Annotated in this window: 11 protein-coding genes and 4 pseudogenes; 5 read left to right on the top strand and 10 right to left on the bottom strand. The window is 59.6% G+C overall.

The genetic code is table 11. The features are described 5' to 3' along the window. Positions 1-228, bottom strand: a pseudogene (locus IYX23_RS05890) (transposase domain-containing protein); the annotation flags it as partial. 312 nt (positions 229-540) lie between these two features. Here IYX23_RS05890 and IYX23_RS05885 point away from each other — a divergent pair. Together IYX23_RS05885 and IYX23_RS20625 are read left to right on the top strand one after the other, a co-directional pair. Beyond that, a complete protein-coding gene (locus IYX23_RS05885; RefSeq protein ID WP_192879634.1) occupies positions 541-717 on the top strand; it encodes a hypothetical protein in 177 nt (58 codons plus the stop codon). Continuing rightward, a pseudogene (locus tag IYX23_RS20625) lies at positions 704-2,623 on the top strand (recombinase family protein); the annotation flags it as partial. The gene IYX23_RS05885 and the pseudogene IYX23_RS20625, both read left to right, overlap by 14 nt. On the opposite strand, the gene IYX23_RS05875 reads toward IYX23_RS20625, so the two are convergent. The 6 genes from IYX23_RS05875 to trpS form a co-directional block, all read right to left on the bottom strand. Next, complete coding sequence (locus IYX23_RS05875; RefSeq protein ID WP_154454078.1) at positions 2,579-4,114, bottom strand: IS66 family transposase; 1,536 nt, start codon at positions 4,112-4,114, stop codon at positions 2,579-2,581. The pseudogene IYX23_RS20625 and the gene IYX23_RS05875 sit on opposite strands and share 45 nt — an antisense overlap. A gap of 69 nt (positions 4,115-4,183) precedes the next feature. Continuing rightward, on the bottom strand, positions 4,184-4,540 hold the full coding sequence (gene tnpB / locus IYX23_RS05870; protein WP_109027270.1) for an IS66 family insertion sequence element accessory protein TnpB: 357 nt from the start codon (positions 4,538-4,540) through the stop codon (positions 4,184-4,186). Then, positions 4,537-4,710 (bottom strand): hypothetical protein, encoded by a 174-nt coding sequence (locus IYX23_RS20195; RefSeq protein WP_246695856.1) that lies wholly within the window; start codon positions 4,708-4,710, stop codon positions 4,537-4,539. Before IYX23_RS20195 ends, tnpB begins: the two co-directional genes overlap by 4 nt. A 945-nt stretch (positions 4,711-5,655) precedes the next feature. Then, positions 5,656-6,066: a hypothetical protein gene (locus IYX23_RS05860; protein ID WP_124740589.1), complete on the bottom strand. Its 411-nt coding sequence runs from the start codon at positions 6,064-6,066 to the stop codon at positions 5,656-5,658. A gap of 255 nt (positions 6,067-6,321) precedes the next feature. Beyond that, entirely contained in the window at positions 6,322-6,759 is a 438-nt protein-coding gene (locus IYX23_RS05855; protein WP_154454079.1) for a hypothetical protein, read from the bottom strand. 370 nt (positions 6,760-7,129) lie between these two features. Continuing rightward, positions 7,130-8,149 (bottom strand): tryptophan--tRNA ligase, encoded by a 1,020-nt coding sequence (trpS, locus tag IYX23_RS05850; RefSeq protein WP_124740587.1) that lies wholly within the window; start codon positions 8,147-8,149, stop codon positions 7,130-7,132. A gap of 274 nt (positions 8,150-8,423) precedes the next feature. Between trpS and IYX23_RS05845 the strand changes: the two are divergent. From IYX23_RS05845 to IYX23_RS20620, 3 genes and pseudogenes are all read left to right on the top strand, one after another. Then, positions 8,424-8,624, top strand: a pseudogene (locus IYX23_RS05845) (IS5/IS1182 family transposase); the annotation flags it as partial. A gap of 95 nt (positions 8,625-8,719) precedes the next feature. Next, positions 8,720-9,226 (top strand): glycosyltransferase, encoded by a 507-nt coding sequence (locus IYX23_RS20190; RefSeq protein WP_245435109.1) that lies wholly within the window; start codon positions 8,720-8,722, stop codon positions 9,224-9,226. Between the two features lie 37 nt (positions 9,227-9,263). Continuing rightward, a pseudogene (locus tag IYX23_RS20620) lies at positions 9,264-9,878 on the top strand (glycosyltransferase); the annotation flags it as partial. A 217-nt stretch (positions 9,879-10,095) separates the two neighbouring features. Here the strand turns inward: IYX23_RS20620 and IYX23_RS20185 are convergent. The 3 genes from IYX23_RS20185 to IYX23_RS05825 form a co-directional block, all read right to left on the bottom strand. Next, the gene (locus tag IYX23_RS20185; RefSeq protein ID WP_196391677.1) at positions 10,096-10,404 is read right to left on the bottom strand and encodes a hypothetical protein; all 309 of its coding nucleotides are present in this window, start codon (positions 10,402-10,404) and stop codon (positions 10,096-10,098) included. 572 nt (positions 10,405-10,976) lie between these two features. Beyond that, a complete protein-coding gene (locus tag IYX23_RS05830) occupies positions 10,977-11,858 on the bottom strand; it encodes a TniB family NTP-binding protein (RefSeq protein WP_124740570.1) in 882 nt (293 codons plus the stop codon). Continuing rightward, a complete protein-coding gene (locus IYX23_RS05825) occupies positions 11,848-13,509 on the bottom strand; it encodes a Mu transposase C-terminal domain-containing protein (RefSeq protein ID WP_124740569.1) in 1,662 nt (553 codons plus the stop codon). Before IYX23_RS05825 ends, IYX23_RS05830 begins: the two co-directional genes overlap by 11 nt. Between the last annotated feature and the right edge of the window lie 164 nt (positions 13,510-13,673).

The following is a 13,673-nucleotide window of genomic DNA, read 5'->3' as shown; positions in this document are numbered from 1 at the left end:
TCAGGCCACGTCTTTGAGTGCGACCGGCTGCGCGTAGGCCCAGGGCATGAGTTCGTCGAGTTTGCTGGCGAGATGGCCGTCGACGATCTTCGTGAGGACGTCGGTCATATAGGCTTGCGGATCGACGCCGTTGATCTTGCAGGTCTCGATAAGCGATGCGACGATCGCCCAGTTCTCAGCCCCGCCATCGGAACCCGCGAAGAGAGCGTTCTTCCTATTAAGGGCCATCACCCGTTCATTCTGCCCATGTCGGTCAGGAATTGGAGGTCCACTACCGATGGCATCCATATTGCGGCAGCAAGGTTTTGATTCGTCGGGTTGAGCAGCGCGCAACTGGCCCATTCCTTCAAGTGCAAGGGCCGGCCGGCGTCGTGATTTCGATCGCCGGCTGGATGCTCGATCCCGTGGTTTGCGCCGGCATGGCGATCGGCGCGCCGCGCGTTGACGTGGCCGCGCTGGTTGAGTTGCAGCGTCGGTTGAAAGGCGCGGTCAAGGCCGCAGACTCCCGGAGCGATGTCGCAATCGTTCCGGAGGAAAACAATGCAGTCTCTCGAGACGCCGTCGGCGACGGGCCGGCAGATGAGTTTGTCGTTCGAAGACAACAGATTGGACGGCCTGCAATGTCCCGAGCGGGACAAAGTCGTCACGACACTCGCACAAATCCTCATGCAGGCCGCGGGCCTCAGCGTGGCGGAGCTTGAAGATGACGAGCGCTGAGCTGATTCCGGCAGCCGTCCTCAAGAAGAAGGCCGTCGTCTATGTGCGTCAGTCGACGCAATCTCAGGTCATGAGCAACCTGGAGGGCAAGCGGCGCCAGTATGATCTGGTCGATGTCGCTCGCGAGCGCGGTTTCGTCGATGTCGAAATTATCGACGATGATCTCGGCCGATCGGCGAGTGGGACAGTGGCGCGTCCCGGATTCGACCGCCTGGTTGCATGGCTGTGTGCGGGCAAGGTCGGCGCCGTTCTGTGCTTCGATGCGTCGCGACTCGCGCGAAACGGTCGCGACTGGCATCATCTGCTCGAACTTTGCGGACTTGTGGAAGCTCGTGTCATCGATCTCGACGGCGTCTACAACCCGTGTCGGCCCAATGATCGCCTACTTCTTGGCATGAAAGGCAGCATCAGCGAGTTTGAACTCGGCGTCCTACGCGCAAGGATGGTGGACGCTGCACGGTCCAAGGCCAGCCGTGGCGAGCTGCGGATATCGGTCCCGTTTGGCTATACTTGGCATCGTGACGCCGGGCTTGGGCTCGATCCCGATCGACGCCTCCAGGAGGTAATCCGACTCATCTTCGTCCGGTTCCGCGAACTCGGCAGCGCACGTCAGGTGCTGCTCTCGATGAAGGCCGATCAGATCCACTTTCCACGGCCTTCCGACGAAGGACGCATGACGAGCTTCGACTGGTTGCCAATCCGCTACCGCAACGTGATCGCCGTTCTCAAGAATCCGTTTTACGCGGGAGTTTACGTGTACGGGAAGAGCGAGAAGCGCACTTCGATCGTCGACGGCAGAGCTCGGCGCAGTTACGGGCACGGAAAGCCGATCGGAACTTGGGAGGTGATGCTCAAGGACCATCACGAGGGATATATCGAATGGGCGGAATATGAGCGCAATCAAAAGCAACTCGCGCTCAACAATTACGGTCGCGCCGGCGGCGTAAAGTCTGGCCGGGGAGGAAGGGCGCTTCTGTCAGGCGTGCTAACCTGTAGGCGTTGCGGCCGAAGACTTTCGGTCGCCTACACCGGTAATCCGCAAAGCCGACCGGTATATCGCTGCGACAAGCCAAACCTTATGATGGGCCTGCCCCGGTGCATGACCTTCGGCGGCCCGCGGGTAGACGCCGCGGTTGCCCGGGAGATTTTGAGGGCGGTCGAGCCAGTGGCGATCGAAGCCGCATTCAAGGCGGAGCGGATGCACCGGGAACAGCAAGAAGATCAGCAGCGCATCTTGGACATGGAGTTGCAGCAAGCCCGCTACGAGGCCGGCTTGGCGGAGCGTCGTTATGCTGCTTGCGATCCGGACAATCGCCTCATCGCCGCGCAACTGGAAAAGAATTGGGAGGCCGCGCTCCGACGTGTCCGAGATCTGGAGGCGCGACAACCTGCAGAAAGGCGCCCGGATATCAAGGTCGACCCCAGTGCCTTCGTCAATTTGGCAGATAATCTGTCGGCGGCTTGGAATGCGGCCGGCGTGACGATGCGCGCTCGCCAGCAAATGCTCCGGTCACTGATCGCCGACATTGTCGTCGATGTTGACGATGAAGCGCGCGATGTCGTGCTCACGATCCATTGGCGTGGAGGTCAGCACTCCGAATTGCGCGTGCGCAAACCTCGAACAGGAGAACATGGCTGCGCGACAGCCGAAGACGCGTTGGCGGTCATGAGAAGCATGGCCGGTCGCTGGTCTGACGAACACATCGCCGCGTCGCTGAATCGAATGAGCCTGCCCACTGGCCAGGGCAAGACGTGGACGGCGCATCGCGTCGCTTCCGTTCGACGCGTCCGAGGCATCCACGCGTATCGATCCGCGGAAAAGGATGGCGAATGGCTCACCATGGCAGAGGCGGCGAAGACTTTAGGCGTCACACACCACGCGATACGACGCCTGATCAAATCCGGCGCGCTTCCAGCAATACAGGTGGTTCCGGGCGCGCCGCATCAAATCCGCGCCGAAGATCTGACGCTGGAGCCGGTTAAAGCGGCGGTTGCCCGTAAAGGTCGCCCGTGTCGCGTCGTCGACGAACACACGCTTCCAATGTTTACAGATACTTGACGAGGGAATGCACAATGACTCACGCATCGTAATGGGGCGGATGGCGCGCTCGACGATGTTGGAGTCGATCTCGATGCGCCCGTCGTCGACGAAGCGCGTTAGGCCGTCCCAGCGCGAGAGCGCGTAGCGGATCGCCTCGGCGAGCTTGGTCTTCTGGCTGATCAGCGTGAGCTTTTCACGCAGCCATGGCTCGAGGGCGTCGAGGATGGGGCGGGATTTTTCCTGTCGCGCCGCGCGCCGGTCATCCGGGTTCTGACCCCGGATATTGCTCTCGACCGCGTAGAGCGCGCCGATGCGCTCGAGCGCCTCGCTGGCGATCGGCGCAGGGCCGGCGGCGGCGAGTTCGTAAAATCGCCTGCGGACATGCGACCAGCAGAAGGCGAGCGACACGCTGTTCTTCTGCGCCAGCGCACGATAGCCGGCGTAACCGTCAACCTGCACGACGCCCGTGAAGCCGGCAAGATGCGTGAGCGGCTGCTCGGATTTTCGGTTTTGCGCATAGACATAGACGGCGATCGGCGGATCTGCGCCGCCGAAAGGCCGGTCGTCGCGCGCATAAGCCCAGAGCTGGCCGGTCTTGGTGCGCCCCCGTCCGGGGTCGAGCACCGGCGCCTTTGTCTCGTCGGCGAAGATTTTCGTCGACAATCTTATGTGTTCCAGAAGTCGCTCATGCACGGGCCGCAAATGCCAGGCGGCGCGTCCAACCCAGTCGGCGAGCGTCGAACGGTCGAGCGCGATGCCCTGCCGGGCGTAGATCTGGGCCTGCCGATAGAGCGGAAGGTGATCTGCATATTTGGAAACGAGCACGTGGGCGACGGTCGCCTCGGTCGGCAGTCCGCCTTCGATCAGCCGCGCCGGGGCCGGCGCCTGCACGACCGCGCCCTCGCAGGCGCGACAGGCGTATTTGGGACGCCGAGTCACCAGCACCCGGAACTGCGCCGGCACAATGTCGAGCCGCTCGGAGACATCCTCGCCGATCCGGTGAAGCGCGCCCTTGCAGCAGGGACAGGCCTTCTCGTCGATGTCGACGATGGTCTCGATGCGCGGCAGATGGGCAGGCAGCGCGCCACGGTTCGTGCGGCGCTTTCTGGCCGCCTTCTCACGTTCGGCGGCGGATTTGGCTTCCGCCGCCGCCGCCGCGCCGGCTTCCGTCTGGTCGACCTCTTCAAGCGCGAGCAGCATCTGGTCTTCGGGAAGCGTCTCGGCGCGCCGCCCGAAGCGATGGCGCTGCATCTCCTTGATGATCTGAACCAGGCGCTCGTTGCGCGCGCGCTCGGCGAGAAGCATCGCCTTCAGTTCGTTCGGATCGTCGGGAAGCCTCTCGATCGCCTGCGCCATAGCCGCAGAACACCATATTTTCTGCCGTCTTTCGACGCTCTTCGAGGCCCTGATTCACTGTGTCGCAGCTCATCCCGGCAACGCGGGGGCCGGCGTCTCTTTCGCCGCGCGCACGCGCCGCCAATCGAGTCCTTCGAGCAGCGCCGACAATTGCGCCGCCGACAATCGCATGACGCCGTCATCGATCTTGGGCCAGCGGAACTCGCCGTCCTCCAGTCGCTTGGCGAAGAGGCATACGCCCGTGCCGTCCCAGAACACGAGTTTAATCCGATCCGCGCGCTTGGCGCGGAAAACGTAAATCGCGCCGTCGAAGGGATTGGCCTGCATCGTCTCGCGCACCAGCGCCGCGAGACCCTCCGCGCCCTTACGGAAGTCGACGGGCTTCGTCGCCACCATGACGCGGACCGCGCCCGTCGGGCCGATCACGCGCAGTCCGATCTTTTATCGTCCTTCAACGCGCCGACGATCGCGGTCACCAGCGCCGCCTCCGCCCCGCGCCATATCCATACGCGCGAACCGCCGATCTCAAGTTCGATAATCGGCGGCCGAACAGAGGCCGCTTGGGCGTCGGCCGGCTCGGCAGGCGTTGCTTTCACAGCTGTCGCTTCAACAACCGCAGGAACAAATGCTGAGGGAGTTTCGGCGTCAACAGCCTTCAAACTTTCCCGCGCCGCGCGCCGCCACGTGAACAATTGCTGTGGCGTCAAACCATGTCGGCGAGCAACTTGGCAGGCGTGGACGCCTTCCTCATAACTCTCCGCAACGATCGACGCCTTTTCTTCCGCCGTCCACGTGCGGCGGCGACCGGCCCCAGTAAAAATCTCGACACGTCGTGGCGGAGCCGCCTCAATCTCCGACACGTGCTTATGCTCTAAAATCGACATGTGTCGGAGCTCCTCAACGCTCCGAATATCGCCCCGTCCCTAGCCCCAGAAAAGGTGCGGTCAAAACAGCGCTTACGATGATGGAGACATCGGAGAGTTAGAACTCGACACCGAGTTCGACGATATGGCCGGTGAACTCCATCGATCCGAGCCGATGCGCATTCGTCGCGTCTGAGTAACGCCATAGCGCGCCAGCAATGCCTGCAAGCTGACGGTGCCTGTCCCGCGCTCTTGATGGTGACGACCTGGTTTACCGCTTTCCAGCGGGCACCCGCGACGTCAAAGGGCGTAGCGAGGGCGCGTCGGCAAGAATCTCTGCAAGTTGAGTTCGAGTCGCGTCGACCAAGTGTGTCGACAGGAGCTCGTTATGCGCCGGGAGAAACCTCCACCGGCCAATGTGTGAACCCTAAGCACGACCCTGGCGTTAAGTAGGAGTCGGAGCCTGCGCCGGAACCAGAACACAGGAACACGCGGGGGTGCCAAAGAAGGCTGCCGGTGCCTGCCACCATTACCACGCCGTTCACGTCCAGCTTTTCGGCAGAAGCGGCGGGACCGATGCCGACGTTGCCGCAAACGACCCCAAGGATGCAAAAAACCGCCGAGGAGTATCCCACCTCGGCGGCCATAATTCCCACAGCCTAAGCCGTGGCCTCGATGTTACTTTGCGTCGTTTAGGTTGATGTCGATAACGCTGAACGCCTGACCGTTACCGGCCCAGCCGACCCAGTGCGTGCCGTTGGCGGCATTAAACTGCGACTTCGCCATCAGCGCATAGCCGTCCAGAACGCAGCTACCGGAAGCCGATCCACCGAGGGCGCGGATCGGGCCGAAAGTTACGGTGCACTGGGAGTACTCGTTGTCGAACACAACAGTGCCGCCGGTCGAGTCGGTTCGCGACCGGTTGACAACGTTGGCGGTGACCGTGACGGACGACTTCGGACGGGCGCCGGGCGCGTTCTCCAGCTGAAGCGAGGTCTGCTGCGCCATCACCAGCGTGGGGGCGGTCGCGACCACACCGGCCGCCACGGCGAAAGCGCTAATGGTGCGCTTGAAATCAAGGGTATTCATTTGACTTCTCCAGTTTCGCGGCCCAGCCCCTGTGGCTGAACCTCTGGAGGCCACCCTGACGCTCTATCATCCCCACGGCAGCAAAGCGGCAAATGGAAACCCGCTTGCCTTATTTAGAGCCGCCACTGGCGTACCCAGCCGCCGCGGATTGAACGTTAATAGCGACAGGCGAAACCCGAGACGTCTTCACCTGCAAAGGCAGAATGGCCATCACCGAGGCGGCGATGGCTAGTGCGATAATGCGGCGTATCAGGATCATTCCGTCTCTCCGTTGTTCTTCTTGTTCTCCGGGTACCACTCAATGACGTTATAGTAGCATCCTTCCGGGATGAGGTCGCTCCCAGCCGTCGGGTTTAATTCGTCGCTCAGCTGAGCTACGACAACGGACGGAATGAGGACCTTCAAAGCAAGGACCCGGTGCACGAGGGCCGACTGCGCGGGCGCGAAGTAGTAATAAATCTGGCGACCTTCCTTCTCTTCTGAGAACAGGCCCAGATCCACCGCACGCTTGATCGCGCGGCGGACCGTCGGCCGTGACTTACACTCGATCAGCTCCCGGGCCACTTCGTTAAGCTTCTCTGCCGTCACGTGGCACTGGTATTTCGCCTGAGCGTGGATCAGCGCGTCGACAACTCCGCGGACACGAACGGTGAGATACTGGCCGTAAACGTGCTGGCAGATAAGCTCTTCCATAGCCTTGGAATTGATAGTCCGCATACCATCCCGTCGCGTCATCAACGTGGTGGGAAGCCGACCAGGGCCATCGCTGTATTCGTCACGCCGCGCCATGGCACACCTTTGAAAAGTGGTTTGACTTGCTCACGAGTGTCGACGCCGAATATGGCGGGACTGCGAAAGTGGGAAAAAATGAACTTATTTTCGGAAGCGTGGTGATTCTGAAAGGCGCGGGACATTCCGCGCCTCGCGCATAAGCCGCCAATATGGAACCTCGAGTCCGCCGCTCCGGCGGGCTTTTGCGCGTTCCGACGCGTCTCTCAAAAAGGTGCGATTTTCCGAGCGAAATCCCTGTTCCGAAATTCTTGACTTCTGCACAAATACGGCATCAGGCCAAGATAAACAGCCCCAGCGCTTCCCGTACTTCAGAAAGAGTTTGCTGCGTCACGAATCGTGACGTCTTTGTACCTTGCCGGAGGACATCAATCACATCATCCGGACGTCGGGCCAGTTCAGCTCGCCGCTCGCGGATAGGCGCGATCAAAGTCTCAAGCACTTGCTCCAATCTCTGCTTTAGAGCGATATCGCCCAAGCCACCATGTCGGTAGCTCGCCTTCAAATCGGCCACGGCATCTACGTCGGGGTCGAAAGCGTCGAGGTAGGTGAAAACGATGTTGCCCTCGATTTTACCGGGGTCAGATACGCGTAAATGGCCTGGGTCAGTATACATTCGGCGCACGGCAGTGCCGATCTCGTCGCGGGAAGCTGAGAGGTAGATGGCATTGCCTTGCGACTTACTCATCTTTCGCTCGCCATCGATGCCCGGTAGGCGGCCAATCTTGGGCACCACCGCCTTTGCCTCAGGCAAGACCTCGCGAGCGGCCTGCCGGTTGATACGCCGTACGATTTCGTTGGTTTGTTCAATAATCGGGACTTGGTCGTCGCCCACGGGCACAACAGTGGCCTTAAATGCCGTGATGTCGGCAGCTTGCGCGACGGGATAACATAGGAATCCGGCCGGGATATCGCGGCCAAAGCCACGCGTTCGAATTTCATCCTTGATCGTCGGATTCCGTTCCAAACGGGCAACGGTGACGTAATTCAAATAAAACAGTGTCAACTCATTCAATGCGGAGAGCGAAGATTGCAGGCAGATGGTCGTGTAGGCAGGATCAACGCCAACGGCGAGGTAATCGAGGCACACCTCGATAACGTTACGCCGAATCCGGTCGGGATTGTCGGCGTTGTCTGTGAGTCCTTGCGCGTCAGCTATCAGCACAAACTGCCGGTGGCTTCGTTGCATCGCGACGCGATTTTTGAGAGTGCCGACATAGTGACCTAGATGCAGAGGCCCGGTCGGACGGTCGCCGGTCAGGATGATTGGGGCAAAGTTTTCGCAATGAGGCATGGCGGTCTCGTCTTGATTAGAGCCGCCAGTGCGAAGTGGGGTTTTGGTGACAACCGAGCCCGCCTCAACCGGCGGCTTGGTTCGTCTTTGAACAAACGTCCGTGCCGCTCCTAGAAGGAGCGCCACCACTTCAGGGAAGTCGTCGGAGCGCTTGTCATAATCCGTAAGGTAACATTTGCGTCCAACAACTGCAACGAAGTTTGACGCTTCTAAGAACCTCGCCAAATCGGAGCATTTCTGATTCTCTGGCCGTGAGAGGATCGGAGGCGGATGGATGCGTGGCCAGCCGGGCTTTTTCGACGTAGACGAGCGGCTGAAACGGCTGAGCGGGCTCGGGGATCATCTGAAAGCGTTCGCGGCGGCGGTCGATTTCGAGAAGTTCCGCGCTGATCTCGTCGCAGCGCTTGGCTATTCCGATGGCGCGCAGGGCGGGGGCCCGCCGTTCGACGTCGTTATGATGTTCAAGGTCCTCGTGCAAGATCGGCGACGGATTCGCCATCTTTCCTTCGGCGCCGCGCTTCCTACTTCTGGTGTGTGAGTTTGTGCTTCGAATTGATTTAGGAAAGGCGAATGGATCAGCGCAAGCGGGTTTTGCTCGTAACCTTCGGCACTCTCGGCGACATATATCCCTTCATCGCCATCGCTCACGCAATGCGTCGGCGCGATCTCGACGTCGTCATCGCCGCGCCCGAAATGCATCGAGGATCGATCGAGCGCGAGGGCGTCGCATATGCTCGCTTGCGCCCGCACGAGAACGACATTGTCGGCGCGCTCGGCGTCGATCTTTCCGGCGCCTTCCGGATCATGTTGAAGAATCCGTATTTCATCTTGGACGAAATCTATCTTCGCTTCCTCTCTGAAACCTACGACGACACCCTGGCCGTGGCAGAAGGAGTGGACGCCATCGTCACGCATAATCTGCTCGTTGGCGCAAATTTGGCCGCTGAAGCCTGCGGCCTCCCGACGAGCGAGAGTCGCCCTTGCGCCATTATACGTGCAGTCGGCTGCGGCCCCGTCTCTGACCCCACCGGCGCCCTACATCCTTCAGCCCAGGTCGCGAACGGCGATCGCGTTTAACAAATTGGTCCGTTCCCTCATACGGATCGGCGTGAACATGCGGATGAAGCGCTTCCACGCCTTTCGAAGTAAGCTGGGACTACCACACTCACGCCAAGACTTTTTCCTCAATTTTGGCGGGAAGAACGGCGCAACGCAACTCTTTGGCCTCTATTCGCCCTATTTCGCGTCGCGCCCGTCGGATGGACCAGTCAATATGGAGGTTCCGGGCTTTCCCTTTTACGAACCTCAAGACGAGGGGAGGCGCGGTCTCAGCGAGCCATTGAAAACCTTCCTTTCCTCGGGGAGCGCACCAATCGTTTTCACCTTGGGGTCCTTCGCTCCTCAAGTGTCGGGCGACTTCTATGACATCAGTATAAGCGCGGCTCGCGCCCTCGGGCGTCGAGCGGTCTTGCTTGCTGGGCCAAAAGACGCCGGGAGGCTCTCGTCCTCGGTCGGCCCCGACGAATTCGTTTGCTGCGACGCGCCGCACAACGAACTCTTCCCCTTCGCTTTGTGCGTGGTGCATCACGGCGGGATCGGTACAACCGCTCAAGCCGTGCGAGCGGGTAGGCCGCAATTGATCGTCCCATTCTTCGGCGACCAGCCCGACCATGGTGAACGCGTCCAGCGCCTGCGCCTCGGTCTCGCGTTGAAACTCTCCAGCTATAATCTGCACAACGCGACCCACGCCCTCGCCGAGCTTTGCGACAACCGCTATCTGCGCACGGCACAAGACTTCGCCCTAGCCATGCGCACAGAACACGGGGTCGAAGCGGTCGCCGATTGGATCGTTGTCAGGATACATCCTTTGATTAGAAAATCCCTGTTCGCGCGGCGCGTTGACATCATATTTGAGAATTTCGGCGCGCATTTTCGAGCTTTGACGCTTAAATTGAGAACTCCAGCGGCATCCCGAGCGCGGCGTAGGCGAGCTCGTCGAATCGCTTTCGATAGACGGGGCGACAGAAGGGGCGCAGGCGCTGAATCGTATCCGCCGCGTTTTTCGCGGCGACTGCGAGACCGGCGAGTAGCGCGATGCGTAAATAGAGCGGCACCATAGCGTTTGCGCCTTTGCTGATGGACGGCGCTATGCGTAATGCTTCGGCGTCAAATCCTGGAACGATCTCGTTGAGCAACCAGCTCTTATTGTAGCCTTCGGGGGGCTGCGTCGTCTGCGGGCGATTTAAGATCAGCAAAAGCCGCATCATCGCAATAGGGGATGCTAGCGGCGTCGGCTCGCCCCGCAAGTGACGATTGACAAGCTCCTCTCCGATTTTGGCGGCGTCCCAATGGTCCCCAAATGGGCTCGTGTTTCGGACGGTATCGCAGCCGGCACGAGGTCCCTCGATTTCTGAGAGCGGCGAACCGCATAGAGGACAAGTAACGCGCCACGCCTCAAGCCAGCTTTTTAGAACCGCTCCCGGAGTGTCAGCCGCGCGATGTCGCTCGCAGCATGTCCGACAGAATTGAATCGGCTTGCCTCTTCCAACCAGTGCCGCGACCTCGATTGGAAGCGCTGTATGCGTCATGGCGACAACATCCATTGGATCAGTGCGAAACGAATCTACGATGCGTGCGATCTGGCCGAGACCTGGGCGGAAGTCGAGGCTACGCAGCTTCTTCGATTCGAGCTTTAGCCACGAGATGAGCATGGGCTCCGTGAGCCCATAGAAAGCTGCATGACGATGAAGCCACGATGAAAGAAGTTCGTCGGGCGTCGGGTCGAGGACGACCGGCAAGGGCCGCCGAGCGGCGTTGATCAGCATCGTCATTGGAACGCGGCTTCCTCCTCGCTGATAGGCCTCCAATCATCAATGGCTTCGTCGGTTAGTCGTTCCGTTCCTGTCTCGATAGCCTGGATCGCGACTTCATTCACAAGGCGGAATATTTTTGACGTTACGCCTTCAGTCACTCGAAGAATTCGTTTGAGACCGCGCGCCGTCAGAATGCTCGGCTGACGAAGCGGGAGATTGCGGAGAATGGCAAGGACGAGTTGCTGAAACTCGTCATCGGCTTTCCAGCGCGGCAACGTGACAACATCAAAGCGTCTGGCAAGCTGTACGTCGCCGTTGATCGCCTCACGTGCTTCCGTGATGCCGAAGCAGACAAGCGAAAGCTGAAGCTCGTTACTCAAGAAACGAAGCGTGTTCAGAACGACACGCTGCTCGCGCCATGAACCGGCGATGATATTATGAATTTCATCTATCAGCAGGACTTGAACGCCCACGGCTCGCAATAGTCGAATTGTCGTCTGCTCTAATGCGACAATTGTCGCGCGCGGATTGGAAGGGGCGCCAAGTGCAGAGAGAATTTGTGCATAAAGGCGCCGCTCGCCCGGCCCGCCCGCCAACTCCACAACGAGAAATTTACGTCGTGCGTCGGCTGTTGCTGCATCGAAAGCGAGCATCTGGTCGTGCTTGAAGCGCCCGACGATCATCGATTTTCCCATGCCGCTGTCGCCATAGACGGCGATTGACGGCATTCGCGTCGTGCGCGGGTGAGTCGGGAGACCCTGAATCAAATCGACGATATGTTTTGCTTTTGGATAGTGGACCCACGGCTTTGATCGAATAAATTGGATCCGCGCGTCATTAGATGCGTCGAGAAGACTTGCAACTTCGTCCGTGACGTGGGCGGCCCTATCGATCACGCTGCTTCTCCGCGATTTCCAGAATGGAAGGAGTGCGCGAGTCGATGCCCTTGAGCGAGCCGAATCCTTCGTCATCCACCGAAATCTTGTTTTTGGGCTGCGGGTCGCGGCGGGCCTGCGCCGTCTTCCTTATTGCATCGTCAACAATGCGACGCTTGGCCTTTGCAGTAGTGATCCACTGGTTCGGTTCGCGTTCCGCGCGCGCTTGCGCTCGCGTTTCGCGCCGACGTAGTTTCCATTCGCGGAGACTTATTGATGGGCACGTAAGATCGCGGCTCCGGGCTTCGACGAAACGCCCGGAAGGACGCTGAACAAAAATTCTTGAAATATCTCGGGGATCATATTTGACTAAAAGCTCGCGTTTGGCGCCTCCGAGATCGGCGCTTAAAACGTTCGACCAGTATGGCAATCCATGCAACCAGACGCCGTCTGGCCTGAGTGTTCGATACGCCTCGGGCAATAACGAAACCCAGAAGGCCATTCGATCATGCGGCATGCGCAGATTGATCCGCGCCTCATGTTCGCGCCAGACTGCCAATGGTGAGCGCATCAAGGTGCTGTGTATTCGGTCGTGATAGCCGCCCGCAATCTCCCAGCCGAGAAAGCATTCGAGCTCTCGCAACGACATGGCTGAATTCTTTTTCGGATCGTAGGACCCTCGTTCGATCGGATTTCCAAATGAAGTGCCGGGCAGAAGATGCATCTGACCCATCATCGTTCCGATCAGCCGTTCGATATGACCGCCGTAATGCGGTTCGCCAGGCGGGCGCCAAATGATATCGACGCCTTCGTTGCGACAACCGCGAATGAAAGCCTTGCTTCTGAAATCTGCGCCATTGTCGACGTGAAAGGCCTCTGGCAAGCCGGCGACTGGCCATGTCGCGTCGATCTCACGTTCCTGCAACCAGGCTGTCTTGTCGTAAACGCCATGGAGAACGCAGAGGCTCACGGAAAGCCGTGAAGGGGGATCCATCGAAAGATGAAAGCCCGTAATCATTCGCGTAAACACATCGATCGCCAGCGTCAGCCAAGGGCGTGCGAGCGGTTCGCGCGTCTCTTCGTGAACGACGATGAGATCGACGAGCGTGTGATCGATCTGAACCACCTCGAGCGGCCGGGAGGCTTTGTATTCGCCCGGAACTGGCGTTGTCGCTTTGATCGCGCGTTTGTCCTTCCGTTTACGCGCGACCAATCGCCTCTCGATGTCATCGACGCGCGTCTTGATCGTTCGACGATCTGGCAATGGCCATCCGTGCTGGACGAAACGCAAATGGATTTGTTCGACGAGGTGGGTCAGCGTTGGACGCTGCGGCTTCAGATAGACTTCCCGGATCGTCTGGCGGATCAACTTATGACGCGATTTGTCGAGAGCGAGCGCCCCTTTCGATCGGCCTCGCGGCTTCGGCTGAAGCGCCTCAACGGTGGGCGTTTCGCGATAGATCGCGACGAGGCGATAAAGTGTCGCGCGACTGATCCCGAGGTCCAAAGCAACATCTTCGACGTCGCTTGTTCGTAGCCGGTCGCCCGCGGAGCGGCCTAACAATTCTCTGATGGCCTCCTCGCGTCGACATGCCTCTAACCACTGCGGGTCGTCGGACCCCGTCGTGTCGGCGTCATCAGGGCAGGGCGCGTTCTCATTATTGCTGTTCATTTTTCGGCCGCGTCCATGAGAAATGGTTGAGCCGCAAATTCTCAATTCAACTGTACATCATTCGGGCGTTTTCTCAATTCAAATGTATACGCGTAAATCAGCAGCGTTTCGTAACGCATTGAAATTCAACAGGCCGATTTCTCAATTTCTGATGTGTCCTGACA

The organism is Methylocystis sp. L43 (genome assembly GCF_015709525.1).
GTDB lineage: Bacteria > Pseudomonadota > Alphaproteobacteria > Rhizobiales > Beijerinckiaceae > Methylocystis.
This window is presented reverse-complemented; position numbering and strand designations above follow the sequence as displayed.